Origin of the sequence: Flavobacterium sp. Root935 (genome assembly GCF_001429295.1) — a bacterium.
Classification (GTDB): domain Bacteria; phylum Bacteroidota; class Bacteroidia; order Flavobacteriales; family Flavobacteriaceae; genus Flavobacterium.
Genome location: NZ_LMJL01000012.1, coordinates 1107829 through 1122866 on the forward strand (window position 1 = coordinate 1107829; position 15038 = coordinate 1122866).

The window sequence follows — 15038 nt, forward strand, 5'->3', positions numbered from 1 at the left end:
CGACAAGTGATTGTCGGTTTTTTTGTTTTTGTCATTGCGAGGAACGAAGCAATCTCATCCTGAATATCTATTTTTTAATTAGAACTTATATTAATGCGGTTGCTTCGTTCCTGGCAATGACTATGCTTATGTTTTTAAAGTTTTATTTCTTCACTGGAAACTTCCAGTCAAATTCGTCTTTGTTATTGATAATCGCTCCGATTTCGAATTTTACAACCTCATCAAATTCTGTTTGGAGAATAAACCAATTGTCTTCGTTGAAATAATTCTCGAAAGTATCAAAAGTTTCCTGATTGTATTTCGTAATACCTTTAGTGGCTAAATCTTTCTTTACATCAGCAATTTTTCTTCCGATTAATTTGAATCCGAAAACTTCTAAATCAGTACTTGAAGCGACAATGTATCCTAATTTCAAATCTTCTTCTTCATAAAAAGTCAATCTGATTTTGTTTGCATTGTACACAAAAATCACATTGTCATCTTCGTCTTTATAGTTTTTATCAGGTTTTCCTAAAACAGCTGTTACATCATTCTGCTTCATTCCGAAAAGCAGTTTATCAATTCCTGATTTTAAATTTATTTTCATATTTAATTGTCTTTATTTGAAATGCAAATTTCGTGAAGTTTTTTAATTATTTGCCACGAATTCACGAATTATACTAATTAATTTGAATTATCAGGCTTTGTAAACTCATTTGTCAGCTGAGCGAAGCGAAGCCTCTTATTAACTGCAAAAGCCCTTCGACTTCGCTCAGGGTGACAGTGATATTAAAACCTAACAGGTTTTAAAAAACCTGTTAGGTTGGTATTTCCATGAGTAAACCTTAAACTTAATACCTTAGCACCTTAGTATCTTAGAATCTTAGAATCTTAGAATCTCAACACCTTAATAACTAATACTTCTTCTTATTCGGTTTTGAACTCATATAAAACGTAATCTTTCCTCCAGCTAAAACATCACTATGCTTCAAAAATGGTTTTTCTAATTGTTTTCCATTCAGAAGTACTTTGCTCACAAATACATTTTTATCCGATTGATTAACGGTTTCTACTTCAAAGTTTTTTCCATTTTCTAAATTAAAAATCGCTTTTTTAACCAGCGGGCTTCCTAAAGCATATTCATCAGAGCCAGGCGCAACTGGATAAAATCCTAAACTGCTGAAAATATACCAGGCACTCATTTGACCGAAATCGTCATTCCCTCCTAAGCCGTCTGCTCCATTTCTGTACATTTTTTTCAAGATCATTCTGATTTTGTCCTGCGATTTCCATGGAGAATCTGTCCAATTGTACAAATACACTACATGATGCGAAGGCTCATTTCCATGAACATAATTTCCAATAATTCCGTCTCTTGTAATATCTTCAGTGTTTTCAAAATATTTGTCTGGAAGATGCATATTAAACAATGAATCTAAACGAACTTTAAATTTCTCATTTCCACCCATCATTTGAATCATGTCGGCTGGATCTTGCGGTACATACAAACTGTAATTCCATGAATTTCCTTCAATAAAACCTTGCCCGTGCGTGTCTAGTGGATCAAACTCTTTTTTGAAAGTTCCGTCGTTTAATTTAGGACGCATAAAACCTGTTTTTTCGTCGTAAACATTTTTATAGTTTTTAGATCTTTCAATAAACTCATTATAGATTTCCGTTTTTCCTAATTTCTTCGCTGCTTGAGCAATTGCCCAGTCATCATAAGCATATTCTAAAGTTTTAGAAACCGAAGAACCGTTTTTATCTTCTGGAACGTAGCCCTTTTTTATGTAATATTCCAATCCATCATAATACGGTACTTTTGCCGTATTTACACATGCTTGGAGTGCTTTTTCAGCATCAAAATTAATATTCCCTTTTACAATGGCATCGGCAATTACAGATACAGAATGATAGCCAATCATACACCAGTTTTCATTAGCATAATGCGACCAGATTGGAAGCATTTTATGAACGCTTTGGTCTGAATGTGCCAGCATTGAACTTACCATATCGGCATTTCGTTTGGGCTGTACAATATTAAATAAAGGATGCAGAGCACGATAAGTGTCCCAAAGCGAATAACTGGTGTAATTTGTGAAGTTTTCTGCTTTATGAACATTCATATCCAAACCTTTATAATTGCGGTCTAAATCCATATATTCTGTTGGTCCGAGAAACGCATGGTACATCGCAGTATAAAAATTAACCAAATCCTCTTTTTGAATAGTTTCTATCTGAATTTTATTCAGTTCTGTATTCCAAACTTCCTGGCTTTGTTTTTTCACTTTTTCGAAATCCCAATTTGGAGTTTCTTTTTTCATATTTTCTAATGCGCCAGCGGAACTAACTGGAGACAAAGCCATTTTGATCTTAATTTTTTCTCCTTCATTGGTATCAAAATCAAAAAACAATTTTAAGTTTTGACCTGCCATTTCTGGGAAATTTTTGGTTTGGTCAAATCTTCCCCAAAAGCCTCTGTAAACACTTTTTTCCTGTGCAGCCTGTCCGTAGCTTTTAATAGGTTTACTAAATGACATGGCAAAATAAACCGTTCTGGTTCTTGCCCAGCCGTTTGTCTGGCGGTAACCTGTTATTAAAGTATCATTTTCTACTCGTACAAAGGTCCAGACATTCTTTTTGTCGTAATTGTAAATACCTGAAGTTAAATCCAAAATAATATGCGCATCATCTGACTTTGGAAAAGTATACTGATGCATTCCAACACGAGTTGTCGCTGTAAGTTCTGCTTTTATTTTATGATCTTCTAGAAAAACGCTGTAATAGGCTGGTTCTGCTTTTTCTGTAGAATGAGAAAATGCCGATCTGTAACCCGACAGAGGTTTTGAAGCCACTCCAGGATTTAATTGTAATTTGCCCGTTGTCGGCATGATTAAAAAATCTCCTAAATCAGAATGTCCTGTTCCGCTGAAATGCGTATGGCTGAAACCTACAATTGTTTTGTCTTCGTATTGATATCCTGCACAATATTTATAAACGTCTCCATTATATTTTCCGTTTAAACTGTAGGCAATTGTATCGGTTTCCGGGCTAAGCTGTACACTTCCAAAAGGTACTGTTGCTCCAGGATAGGTATGTCCCATCTTTGCGGTTCCTATCATCGGGTCAACATATTGAATAAGATTTCGTTTTTCACTTACCTTATTTTGACCGTTTAAAAAATTAGTAAAACCAAGTATTGAAATTGATATTCCTAAAAGAAAATTTCGGCAGTTTGTTGTAGTCATTTTATAATTTTCAAATTTTTGGTTCTGATTGATATAACTTTAATAAAAATATTTGTTGTAGTTTTAATTTAGAAAAATACAACAAAAACTGTTTTTAAAAAACATAAAGTTAGCAGAACTCGAAAGCTTTTAAATATCTTTGATGTATTAAAAGTATAGCGCCAACATGAAAAAGTATATTTTAGTTCTTCTTTCTTTTTATTCTACATTTATTTTTTCTCAAAAAACGGACAGCCGTCGATTAACCAAACAAGAAATTTCAGAAAGAGAACTTGATAACGTTAATGATTTCCCTATTTACAAAGCATTTGAATACCAAGATAAAGGAGGTGTATATGAATTGGTTTTGGGTGAAAATCATAAAACAATTTCTAAAAAGGACACTTTGAACACCAAAATACAAGCTGTCTGTGTAATGAATGACCACGGCGGATTCTTGGAAAAATGGAAAATTAATGATTTGCTAGAAGATTATATTCCGAAAGAAACTACTATTTGGTTTTGGACAAAATATTGCAGTACTAAAGATCTTGACGGCGACGGTTATATCGATCCAATAATTGTGTATGGAACTAGAACGGAATATGATGAAATAAGACGCGTAAAAATTATTACGATTTACAAAAACAAAAAATACGTAATTCGTGCAGTTGAATGTGACTTAGATGATTGTAGAAGTTTTAAAAAAGATCAAAACTGGAATTCTCTTCCTCAAAAAATAAAAACCTATGTTGACCAATTAGTTGTAAAACTTAGAAAAGAACAGAATTTGTTGTTGAAAGATGGGTAGATTTTTTAATTGTGAATGGTGAATGGTGAATTGTTGATGATTGGTGGTGAATTATTAACTGTGAATCGTAAATCGTTAATGGTGAGGGTTAATTGCACAACTAACAACTAACAACTAACAACTAACAACTAACAACTAACAACTAACAACTAACAACTANTTACTCATTCATTTCATCATAACGTTCTGGAACTTGCGGATCGTAAAGCGGACATTTGAATTCTTCCATAACATCTACTAATTTATTCATGGTTTTTCCTTCTGTTCCGTAGCAATCAATTTTTACGCTTTGTGGTGTGGTAATTACTTGAAATGCACCTTTTCCTTTTGGATTTTTCCAGCTGTTTTCATCGACTCTTTCCCAATCTGAAAAAACGGAGTTGATTCGATTTACAATTACTTCTATCTGAAGAACAGCCAGACCATCTACTTCTTGTTTTTCTACAAGAGCTTCATAAACTTCTTGATTATTCAAGTAGATTTCATCTAGATATTTCCAAAAAAGTAATTCGTACATAATGAAGTATTTTTTAAAACCATATAAGTGATATAAGTTCATATTAAAAGTACTAAAAAATACTAAAATGAACTTATATCACTTATATGGTTATTTTTTTTTAATAATTGAATGTTCCGTATTCGCTTGTAATAGTAAGTTTCTTCTCTTCTGAAGCTTCTACTCTACCAACGATTTGTGCATCTACATTGAATGATTTTGAAATTTCGATAATGTCTTGTGCAATATTTTCTGGAACATAAATTTCCATTCTATGACCGCAGTTGAAAACTTGATACATTTCTTTCCAATCTGTTTTTGATTGTTCTTGAATTAATTTGAACAATGGCGGTACTGGAAATAAATTGTCTTTTATAACATGTAAATCTTTTACAAAATGTAAAATCTTAGTTTGCGCTCCTCCACTGCAGTGTACCATTCCGTGAATATCATTTGGAGTATATTTATCTAAAATTTTCTTGATAATTGGCGCGTAAGTTCTTGTTGGAGAAAGTACTAATTGTCCAGCGTTGATTGGACTATTTTCTACTTCATCAGTCAAATTAACTTGTCCTGAATAGATTAATTCTTCTGGAACTGCTGCATCATAACTTTCTGGGTATTTTTTAGCCAAATATTTCCCGAAAACATCATGACGTGCTGATGTTAGTCCGTTACTTCCCATTCCGCCGTTATAGCCTTTTTCATAAGAAGCCTGACCGAAAGATGCTAAACCTACAATAACGTCTCCCGCCTTAATATTAGCATTATCTACAACATCGCTGCGTTTCATACGTGCTGTTACCGTAGAGTCTACAATAATAGTACGAACAACATCTCCAACGTCTGCAGTTTCACCGCCTGTTGAGTGAATCGTTACACCAAACGATTTTAATTCGTTGATTAATTCTTCTGTTCCGTTGATGATTGCCGAAATAACTTCAGCTGGAATTAGGTTTTTATTTCTTCCAATTGTTGAAGAAAGTAAAATATTATCTGTTGCGCCAACACATAATAGATCATCAATATTCATAATTAATGCATCCTGAGCAATGCCTTTCCAAACTGAAAGATCTCCGGTTTCTTTCCAATACATATAAGCCAAAGAGGATTTTGTTCCTGCTCCGTCTGCGTGCATAATAAGGCAGTGTTCTGAATCTTGTGTTAAGTAATCTGGAACAATTTTACAAAATGCCTGCGGAAATAAACCTTTATCAATATTTTTTATGGCGTTGTGTACGTCTTCTTTTGATGCCGAAACACCTCTCTGTGCGTACCTTTTGCTAGAATCTGAACTCATGAAAATTAGTTTGTGTTGATGTGGTGCAAAGATAATCCCTTTTTTTAATTCTTTGGTTTATTTGATATTTGATTAATAAAAAAAATCGGCAGATTAAATTTTCTGCCGATTTTCCTAAATAAAATTGGTTATGAAGCTTTTGGCTTTCTATTTTTAACTTTTAGTTTTCCTTATTAAATTTCATTGGAGACTTGAATTTATCTTCTCCGTTTCAGCAGTAAAATTAAAAAACTTATCCAAAAAACATCAAGTATAAACACCTATTTTCTAATAACTTACAGTTTTACCGATCAAATGTAAGACTATCTCGACGAAGGCCGTAACTGGATTAAAATATAAACAGGAAATTACTTTCTTATTTTGGTATATAAAGTATAGAATTAAAAAAGCCTGTCTTTTTGAGACAGGCTTTTTATTTGTTTTCTGAGTTTTACTTCGTAAAAAGTAATTCTCTGTATTTGGTTAATGTCCAGCTTTCGTCATCAACTAATAATTCTAATTTATCACAGTGATTACGAATATCTTCAAAATATGGTTTTACTTTATTGCAATATGCTTCTGCCATTTTTTGGGCATCAGTCAATTGGTTTGCTTTCTTTCTTTCGTTTGTCATTGCCAATACTTTAGAATTTATACCTTCTATATGACCCGAAATTTCTTTGATTAAAACAATTTGTTCGCTTGCAATAGTTTCAAATTCTTTTCCGAAGATTTCTTTTAATCCTTTTACATTTTCAATTAATGTATTTTGGTAACGAATTGCAGTTGGAATTACGTGGTTTCTAGAAATATCTCCTAAAACTCTTCCTTCGATCTGGATTTTTTTAGTGTATTCTTCTAATTCAATTTCGTAACGAGCTTCAGCCTCAACGTGATTGAAAATTCCTAATTCATCAAATAATTCTAATGCTTGTTTAGAAACTTTAGCTTTTATCGCTTCTGGAGTTGTTTTAAAGTTACTCAAACCTCTTTTTGCCGCTTCTTTTTCCCATGCCTCGCTGTAACCGTCTCCTTCAAAAAGAATCTTTTTAGATTGTTTAATGTATTCTCTCAAAACATTAAAAATAGCATCATCTTTTTTCATGTCTTTCGACTCGATAAGATTTTCTACTTCATTTTTAAAGTCTTTCAATTGTTTGGCCACAATCGCATTCAAAGTTGTCATTGCATTCGAACAGTTTGAATTGGATCCAACAGCTCTAAATTCAAATTTATTTCCTGTGAAAGCAAAAGGCGAAGTTCTGTTACGATCTGTATTGTCTAATAATACGTCTGGAATTTTACCAACAACATTAAGTTTTAAATCTGTTTTTTCTTCTGGCGATAATTTACCTGTTGTAACACTTTCTAATTCAGATAAAACTTTTGTCAGCTGTGCTCCAATAAAAACAGACATAATTGCTGGCGGTGCCTCATTAGCCCCTAACCTGTGATCGTTACTTGCTGTCGCAATAGAGGCTCTCAATAAAGTTTCATAATCATTTACCGCTTTTATTGTATTAATGAAGAATGTCAAAAACTGTAAATTACTCATTGGCGTTTTACTTGGACTTAACAAATTAACCCCTGTATCTGTTGCCAATGACCAGTTATTGTGTTTTCCAGAACCGTTTACACCTTTAAATGGTTTTTCGTGAAATAATACTTTAAAATCATGACGCTCGGCAACTCTCTGCATCACATCCATTAATAAAGAGTTGTGATCGACTGCTAAATTCGTTTCTTCAAAAATTGGTGCCAATTCAAACTGATTTGGCGCAACTTCATTATGACGTGTTTTTACCGGAATTCCTAATAACATACATTCCTGCTCTAAATCTCTCATATAAGTAAGAGCGCGAGTTGGAATAGATCCGAAATAATGGTCGTCTAACTGCTGTCCTTTTGCAGACGTATGTCCTAATAAAGTCCTTCCAGTCATCATCAAATCTGGACGAGAATTTGCTAAAGCTTTATCAATTAAGAAATACTCCTGCTCCCAGCCCAAAGTTGCTGTTACTTTTTTTACGTTTTTGTCAAAATATTTACAAACTTCTGTTGCCGCTTCATCAATTGCAGACAATGCTCTTAATAAAGGAATTTTATTATCTAAAGCCTCACCTGTATAGGCAATAAAAACTGTCGGAATACACAATGTTGTACCATAAATAAATGCTGGAGAAGTTGGATCCCAGGCAGTATATCCGCGGGCTTCAAATGTATTTCTAATTCCGCCATTTGGGAAACTTGACGCATCTGGTTCTTGTTGTACCAATTGCGCGCCTCCAAATTTTTCTACAGGATCACTTCCGTCATAAGAAGTTTCAAAAAATGCATCATGCTTTTCTGCCGTTGTTCCTGTTAAAGGCTGAAACCAGTGTGTATAATGTGTAACTCCTTTTGCCAGCGCCCATTCTTTCATACCCATAGCAATATAATCTGCCAGCTTTCTGTCAATCTTCGTTCCATGTTGAATGGCATCTCTCACTCCTTTTAAAGCATCCGAAGTTAAATATTGCTTCATTGCTTTTTCATTAAACACATTTGAACCAAAAAGATTTGATTTTTTATCTATCTCTTCAAAATGTACCGGCTTTCTTGTAGAAGCTTCTTTTAAAGCTTGAAAACGTAATGTTGACATGTATGTAAATTTTAAAATTCGTAATAATTTTCACTGAAAAAATGAGGAACAAATATAAACAATAAAAAAGCCTATTTTAAATATAAATTGGAGAATTTTAGCCAGCAATTTTTCAATATAAGATGCTTTTTTCAAAGAATAATGAAGTCAATTTATAGAAATATAACAAAACTGTGCGGTAATATTGATTAAATAAACATTTTTTCATAATTTCTTAACTCAGAAATTCAAAAATGTGCCGTAATTATTACGAATTTATTTTTTTAAGGTAATTAAAATTGCTTTTTTAAAAATATACCCCTCTCAAAATTGCGCTTATCCAAAAAATTATACTTCGTTAAACAAAATAGCCCCCTAATTTTTAGGACTAAAAAAATAAATCTATATTTGACCCAACGAAAAAAAAACAAAAAAATTAATTTATATTATTATGGCTAAAATTAAGTTAGAGTACATTTGGTTAGATGGATATGAACCAACTCAAAATCTTAGAAGTAAAACTAAAGTTGAAGAGCATGACAACTTCAAAGGAACATTAGAGGAACTTGGAAACTGGTCATTTGATGGATCATCTACAAGACAAGCTGAAGGAGGTTCTTCTGACTGTTTGTTAGTTCCAGTTGCAATTTATCCTGACCCAACTCGTATCAATGGATGGTTGGTAATGTGTGAAGTTATGTATGCTGATGGAACTCCACACCCTTCTAACGGTAGAGCTACAATTGATGATGATAATGATGATTTTTGGTTTGGATTCGAACAAGAGTATTTCATCATGGATACTAAAACTTTATTGCCATTAGGTTTCCCTGTTGGAGGTTATCCTGCTCCACAAGGTATGTACTACTGCTCTGTAGGTGGAAAAAATACTCACGGAAGAAAATTAGTAGAAGAGCATGCTGATTTATGTATCGCTGCTGGAATCAACTTTGAAGGTATTAACCAAGAGGTTGCCTGCGGACAATGGGAATTCCAATTATTCGCTAAAGGTGCTAAAAAAGCTGGAGACGAAATCTGGGTTGCTCGTTACCTATTAGATCGTTTGACTGAAAAATATGGTTACTATATTGAATACCACCCAAAACCTCTAGGAGACACAGACTGGAATGGTTCTGGAATGCACGCTAACTTCTCTAACAGTGTTTTAAGAACATGTGGAGATCAAGCAACTTACGAAAGAATCTGCGAAGCTTTCCGTCCTGTTACTGCTGAGCACATCGCTGTTTACGGAGCTTACAACGACCAACGTTTAACTGGTAAGCACGAAACTGCTTCTATCCACGATTTCTCTTATGGAGTTTCAGACAGAGGATGTTCTATCAGAATTCCTTTGATGACTGTTCAAAAAGGATGGAAAGGATGGTTGGAAGATAGAAGACCAGCTTCAAACGGAGATCCATACAAAATTGCTGCGAGAATTATCAAAACTGTTAACTCAGCGTTATAATTCTAAACTTACAATATATTCTAAAAAAGCCGGCATAATTGCCGGCTTTTTTTTCGTTGCCTTTATCATTCTGAGAAACGAGAATCACGCTAGAGAATCTACAAAGATTGGTGATTCATTGCGCAGAGTTACTCATATGATTCTCATTCCTCAAAATGACAAAACTAAAACCGAAAATTAATATATTTAGTATCCAGACAGACAAAATCACCTTTCAAAAACATCATAACTTTATAATAATTAACATTTTACAAATAACAAACATTACTTAATTTTAAGATTAAAATTAATTTTTAAGTTAAATTTCAAAACTTATCTTTGTAGATCAATTAAAAAAAATTATCATGATAGTCTGGACTCTCTTTTTACTTGCTGTAGTTTTTATTCTTGCCTTAGACTTAGGTGTCTTCAACAAAACACCACATATTATTAGTACTAAAGAAGCCAGCAAATGGACCTTAATATGGGTTACTTTATCCTTCCTTTTTTCTGGAGTAATTTATTGGCTGTATACCACAGATTATATTGCCAATCCCGATGGTTTAAAACCTGCAGTAGCTTCTATGAAGTTTATTACTGGTTACCTAATAGAACTTTCATTAAGCGTAGACAACATCTTTGTGATCGCTATAATCTTTGCTTCTTTTAAAATTCCGCAAAAATATCAGCACCGCGTTTTATTTTGGGGAATCCTAGGAGCGATTGTTTTCCGTGGATTAATGATTTTCTTCGGGGTCATGTTAATCAATAAATTTACCTGGACAACTTATGTATTTGGAATCTTCTTGATATTTACTGCTGTAAAAATGCTGTTTTCTGGTGAAGAAGAAGATTTTCACCCAAAAGATTCTTTTGTTTACAAAACATTGGGAAAAATTATTCCGATTACTTCACATATGGAGCATGAGAAATTTTTCGTTTTAACCGAAACAGGCAAAAAAGCCGCTACTCCACTTTTTGTTGCTTTGATTGTAATTGAAGTTATGGATGTTCTTTTTGCTGTGGACAGCGTTCCTGCTATTTTAGCTATTACATCTGATCCGTTTTTAGTATTCAGTTCAAATATATTTGCGATTTTAGGATTACGTTCTATGTATTTCTTTTTGGCAAATATGCTGGCAAAATTCAGTTATCTAGAATACAGCTTGGTTGCGATTTTAGCATTTGTGGGATTAAAAATGTTATTACATGATTTCTTCCACGTTCCAGAATGGGCTTCTTTAGGATTTATTGCTTTATCGCTTTTAGTTGGTATTTTGGTTTCTCTAAAGTTCGGAGAAGAAAAAGTTTTAAATGATTCGTCAAGTGAAGAATAGTAATTCTTGAAACATATATTCATAAAAAAAGGAAATCTTACGATTTCCTTTTTTTATTATTGATAATTATAATTTTATTTTTTGAACATCACTTTCCTTAAGTTTCAGAACTGACATTACATCATTAAAATTATTTTTATTTACTGTTTTAGCTAAAGCAGAAGGAATTATAACAATTCGAAAAGATTGGTTATTTACATAACTTGGAGTCTCTGCAAGATCATAATTCGCTCCTGCATAAATTTGAAAATCTTTTCTACTAAAGTCATAATCATATGTTATTTCATCTCCATTATTAAAATACAGCGTAGTTGGAATTAATTGCCAAATTGGAGTTTGAGCATCTATTGTTCCTTTTAATCTATATATTAAAACTGTCTCATCATCAAATAAATCACCCCCAACTTTACTCTGAAAAGTTCCAGATATAAAATAACCGTCAGTAGCATTAAACGAAAAATTTGTGTTTAAAATCTCAAATGCTTCTCCAGTTAAACCATCTTGTCCTGGAGGCCCTTCTGGTCCTTCACAGCTTGAAAACGCTATTAAACCAACAACAGCGAATAAGGTAAGTATCTTTTTCATAATTTTTATTTTTTTTAAGGATTATACTATAAAGGTATTCCAAAAATTAAACCAAAAAAAGTAATTCGGCTTATTTTCGGTCAAAAAAACCTTTATTTTTTTGCAGTTACTTGATTTTTAAGCAATATTTTATTGAAAAATAACACATGGTATGGTAATGAGTTTTCCCAATAATCCCAAGTATGTGCTCCTGGGCGCTCTGTATAATCATGATCAACTTTATTGTAAACCAATCTTCTATGAAGTTCTCTGTTTGGTTCAATTAAAAAATCATCTACACCACAATCTATAATTAGTGGTAATTTGTTAGCTTTCAATTTATCGGCCATTCTTAAAACAGAGTTTTGTTCATACAATTCTGTACTTCCGCTTTTATCTCCAAAAACAGGCTGCATTAATTTGACAACTTGAGCAGATGAATCTCTGTTTAACATTACACTCATATCTACCGCTCCGCTCATACTTCCGGCTGCACAAAATAAATCAGGATGCCTTCCAGATAAATACAAAGCGCCGTGTCCGCCCATAGAAAGACCTGTTATTACTCTTCCGTTTCTATTGCTAATTGTTCGGTAGGTTTTATCTACTTTTTGAATAACTTCTTGCGTAATGAATGTCTCAAACTGACTTTCTTTATTTACTGGACTGTCCAAATAAAAGCTAAACGTTTCTCCTTCAGGCATTACAATAATCATATTGTATTGATCTGCCAGATTGTGGACTAATTTTTTATTTGGTGTATTTTTAAGCCAGTCACTAAAATGTCCGTAAGCTCCGTGTAACAAATACATAACCGGAAAAGCGGCTTTGCTTTTCGAATACGAATTGGGTAAAACGACCGCAGCTTTATAGGTTTTCCCCATAGCTGTGCTGGCAACTTGTAACGTATCTACTTTTGCTGCATATGTCATGGTGGTCATGCAAAGCAAAAATGCAGATAATAGCATTTTAAATTTCTTCATTTTGATATATTTTTTCTGATTAGGGTTTGTAAATATACCTTTTTTCAGAATAAAACATATGAAAAATCCGACTAGGTGTTTTTTTGTTTGCCGCGAATTTCACAAATTAGCACGGATTATTTTGCCACAGATTAAAGGATTTTCACAGATTAATCTGCTTGATCTGCTGAATCTGAGGGAAAAATTTACTCTCACAGATTTAGCAGATTATATAGATAAAAAAAATCATTTTAATCTGTGAAATCTATGGCAAAAAAATAAAAAATAAAAAAAAATCCGATTGAAATCATCAATCGGATTTATTTATTTTATTTATTCGTGCTATTAATGGTAAATCAGAAACTAGCTAATTATAATCTTATGTTCGTGTCGGTATTGCGACGCGCTTTTTCCTGTATATTGTTTAAACGATTTACTGAAATGGCTGAAATTATTAAAACCGCTTTCGTAGCAAACTTCGTTAATACTCATTGGCTGTTCTGCCAAAAGTTTAGAAGCATGAACCAAACGATATTCATTCACAAACTCAGTAAATGTTTTATTAGATATCTTTTTAAAATAACGACAGAAAGAAGGTGTAGTCATACTCACCAAACTAGAAACTTCGTCTATTGAAATAGATTCCTGAAAATGATCTTTCACAAAATTAAAAACCACATTAATACGGTCGTTATCCTGCGTCTGCAATTCTAATGAAAATCCGTCAGCATTTAAAATGGTATAATCCTCAGCCGATTCTAATTCGTCCAACACACTCAAAAGCGTGATCAAACGTTGAAACGGAGGTTCATTCTCCATCATTTCAATTTTCTTTCCTATTCTTTTTTTTGTTTCACCGCCAAAAGCGATTCCGCCTTTCGCCTGATTCAAAATATTCTGCACTTTTTTCATTTCAGGAGCAACGAAAAAGTCACTTCCTAAAAATTCAGGTTTTATATGAATTACAGTTTCATTTGTATTACCTGTATTCTCATTTGTAAAACCGCAATGGGGCAAATTGGCTCCTATTAAAAGTAAACTACCATTCGTGTAATAAGAAACATGGCTTCCTATTTGTCTTTTTCCAGCCCCGCCATTAATATAAACCAACTCAATCTCTGGATGATAATGCCATAAATGAGCTTTGCTATTGGTCTTTTCGGCGTGTTTAGTGTAGGTAAAAGAACTTCCGTATGAGTTAGTTATCACTTCAAGAGCTGGGGCAATTGTCTTCATGATAATTTCTTTAAAAAATAATAGCAAATTTAACAAAAACACCTAAAATAATTTAAATTTTAACCTATAACGGTTTCGTAAATGCGAATTTTACATCAAAATCACATTTTTTATACTGAGAAATTAATACCAAAACTGCCTTTTTTTTCAGGTCTCATTTTTTTTCTCGGTATTTTTTTCAATAATCTTATTTAAAACGGCATTTAATGTAAATATATCAATTTTTGTAAGAAATATAGAAATTTTAAGAAGTATTTAATTTTTACAAAACTTTGAAAAATAACAACCAAATTAACAGAAACATAACATTAAACTCAAATTTTAACCTATAACGGTTTCGTAAATGAGAATATAGCACATAAATTGGAAAATATAGTTGTTAAAATAACATACATGCTGCTATAACTTTGCCTCAGAGAAATGAACTAAAAATTTAAATACCACAGAATATGAAAAAGATTATGAAATTAAGTTTAGTATGTGCAGTGCTTTTAACTGGAATGAGTACTTATGCAATTGATGGAAATGAAGCTCTAAATCTTCATGTATTAAAAGGAAATGGCAAGGTAATTGCTTTTGGTATTAACCAACTTCAGAAAGCAGTTATTAGTATATATGATACAAACGGTAACTTAATCTATACTGAAAATGCTTCTGGTAAAGATGGTATTTTGAGAACTTTCAGCTTAGAAGAATTTCCACAAGGAAAATACATTTTAGAAGTTGCTGATAATTTCAAAAAAGTAAAATACGATATTACTGTAAATGCAAATAGTTCTGTTTTGTCTTCAAAAGGAACTACTTCAAATAACTAAGAAAATATTAAGGTTAAGTGCATACTTCACAGCACTTAAAAGTTTTATACTCTAATACAGTATAAAAAGTGAGGTTAGATAGTTAGTAAGTTAAAAACTTTCAAAAGTTTTAAAAACAGCTCTTTGTGGTTACTGAGCTGTTTTTTTTTNACAAAGTTCGCAAAGTTTTATTTTACAAAGCTTTGCGAATTTTGCGTTTTTATGACTAGCTATAAAAAATCTTTGGCCGCTTAACTGTTAACCTTTATTGTTCAATTCCTACAAT

Annotated in this window: 12 protein-coding genes; 4 read left to right on the plus strand and 8 right to left on the minus strand. The window is 32.6% G+C overall.

Going from position 1 to position 15038, the window contains the following annotated elements:
- Window positions 1–142: 142 nt before the first annotated feature.
- A complete protein-coding gene (locus ASE40_RS19470) occupies window positions 143–586 on the minus strand; it encodes a hypothetical protein (RefSeq protein WP_057118914.1) in 444 nt (147 codons plus the stop codon).
- A 307-nt stretch (window positions 587–893) separates the two neighbouring features.
- Window positions 894–3227: a GH92 family glycosyl hydrolase gene (locus ASE40_RS19475; RefSeq protein ID WP_057118916.1), complete on the minus strand. Its 2334-nt coding sequence runs from the start codon at window positions 3225–3227 to the stop codon at window positions 894–896.
- 166 nt (window positions 3228–3393) lie between these two features.
- On the opposite strand from ASE40_RS19475, the gene ASE40_RS19480 reads away from it, so the two are divergent.
- On the plus strand, window positions 3394–4017 hold the full coding sequence (locus ASE40_RS19480) for a M949_RS01915 family surface polysaccharide biosynthesis protein (protein WP_057118919.1): 624 nt from the start codon (window positions 3394–3396) through the stop codon (window positions 4015–4017).
- Window positions 4018–4177: 160 nt separating this feature from the next.
- Here the strand turns inward: ASE40_RS19480 and ASE40_RS19485 are convergent, their stop codons facing one another.
- From ASE40_RS19485 to ASE40_RS19495, 3 genes are all read right to left on the minus strand, one after another.
- The gene (locus ASE40_RS19485; protein WP_057118922.1) at window positions 4178–4534 is read right to left on the minus strand and encodes a hypothetical protein; all 357 of its coding nucleotides are present in this window, start codon (window positions 4532–4534) and stop codon (window positions 4178–4180) included.
- A gap of 100 nt (window positions 4535–4634) precedes the next feature.
- On the minus strand, window positions 4635–5813 hold the full coding sequence (locus ASE40_RS19490; protein WP_057118923.1) for an AIR synthase related protein: 1179 nt from the start codon (window positions 5811–5813) through the stop codon (window positions 4635–4637).
- Between the two features lie 430 nt (window positions 5814–6243).
- Entirely contained in the window at window positions 6244–8433 is a 2190-nt protein-coding gene (locus ASE40_RS19495) for a glutamine synthetase III (protein WP_057118924.1), read from the minus strand.
- 430 nt (window positions 8434–8863) lie between these two features.
- Between ASE40_RS19495 and ASE40_RS19500 the strand changes: the two genes are divergently transcribed.
- Both ASE40_RS19500 and ASE40_RS19505 read left to right on the plus strand, forming a co-directional pair.
- Window positions 8864–9880, plus strand: a complete 1017-nt coding sequence (locus ASE40_RS19500) for a glutamine synthetase beta-grasp domain-containing protein (protein ID WP_057118926.1) — start codon at window positions 8864–8866, stop codon at window positions 9878–9880.
- Window positions 9881–10224: 344 nt separating this feature from the next.
- Window positions 10225–11196 carry a TerC family protein gene (locus ASE40_RS19505; RefSeq protein WP_057118928.1) on the plus strand — a complete coding sequence of 324 codons (972 nt, stop codon included), beginning with the start codon at window positions 10225–10227 and terminating at the stop codon, window positions 11194–11196.
- Window positions 11197–11262: 66 nt separating this feature from the next.
- Here the strand turns inward: ASE40_RS19505 and ASE40_RS19510 are convergent, their stop codons facing one another.
- The 3 genes from ASE40_RS19510 to ASE40_RS19525 all read right to left on the minus strand — a co-directional run bounded on the left by ASE40_RS19510 (window position 11263) and on the right by ASE40_RS19525 (window position 13958).
- A complete protein-coding gene (locus ASE40_RS19510; RefSeq protein ID WP_057118931.1) occupies window positions 11263–11781 on the minus strand; it encodes a hypothetical protein in 519 nt (172 codons plus the stop codon).
- A gap of 92 nt (window positions 11782–11873) precedes the next feature.
- Window positions 11874–12743: an alpha/beta hydrolase gene (locus tag ASE40_RS19515; protein WP_057118933.1), complete on the minus strand. Its 870-nt coding sequence runs from the start codon at window positions 12741–12743 to the stop codon at window positions 11874–11876.
- 342 nt (window positions 12744–13085) lie between these two features.
- Entirely contained in the window at window positions 13086–13958 is an 873-nt protein-coding gene (locus tag ASE40_RS19525) for an AraC family transcriptional regulator (protein ID WP_057118937.1), read from the minus strand.
- Window positions 13959–14407: 449 nt separating this feature from the next.
- Here ASE40_RS19525 and ASE40_RS19530 point away from each other — a divergent pair, with 449 nt between their 5' ends.
- The gene (locus tag ASE40_RS19530; protein WP_057118939.1) at window positions 14408–14773 is read left to right on the plus strand and encodes a DUF3244 domain-containing protein; all 366 of its coding nucleotides are present in this window, start codon (window positions 14408–14410) and stop codon (window positions 14771–14773) included.
- The last annotated feature ends 265 nt before the right edge of the window (window positions 14774–15038 follow it).

Bases quoted from the DNA above. Each gene is read 5' to 3' on its own strand.
- ASE40_RS19470 (WP_057118914.1), bottom strand. From the start codon at position 586: ATGAAAATAAATTTAAAATCAGGAATTGATAAACTGCTTTTCGGAATG.
- ASE40_RS19475 (WP_057118916.1), bottom strand. From the start codon at position 3,227: ATGACTACAACAAACTGCCGAAATTTTCTTTTAGGAATATCAATTTCA.
- ASE40_RS19480 (WP_057118919.1), top strand. From the start codon at position 3,394: ATGAAAAAGTATATTTTAGTTCTTCTTTCTTTTTATTCTACATTTATT.
- ASE40_RS19485 (WP_057118922.1), bottom strand. From the start codon at position 4,534: ATGTACGAATTACTTTTTTGGAAATATCTAGATGAAATCTACTTGAAT.
- ASE40_RS19490 (WP_057118923.1), bottom strand. From the start codon at position 5,813: ATGAGTTCAGATTCTAGCAAAAGGTACGCACAGAGAGGTGTTTCGGCA.
- ASE40_RS19495 (WP_057118924.1), bottom strand. From the start codon at position 8,433: ATGTCAACATTACGTTTTCAAGCTTTAAAAGAAGCTTCTACAAGAAAG.
- ASE40_RS19500 (WP_057118926.1), top strand. From the start codon at position 8,864: ATGGCTAAAATTAAGTTAGAGTACATTTGGTTAGATGGATATGAACCA.
- ASE40_RS19505 (WP_057118928.1), top strand. From the start codon at position 10,225: ATGATAGTCTGGACTCTCTTTTTACTTGCTGTAGTTTTTATTCTTGCC.
- ASE40_RS19510 (WP_057118931.1), bottom strand. From the start codon at position 11,781: ATGAAAAAGATACTTACCTTATTCGCTGTTGTTGGTTTAATAGCGTTT.
- ASE40_RS19515 (WP_057118933.1), bottom strand. From the start codon at position 12,743: ATGAAGAAATTTAAAATGCTATTATCTGCATTTTTGCTTTGCATGACC.
- ASE40_RS19525 (WP_057118937.1), bottom strand. From the start codon at position 13,958: ATGAAGACAATTGCCCCAGCTCTTGAAGTGATAACTAACTCATACGGA.
- ASE40_RS19530 (WP_057118939.1), top strand. From the start codon at position 14,408: ATGAAAAAGATTATGAAATTAAGTTTAGTATGTGCAGTGCTTTTAACT.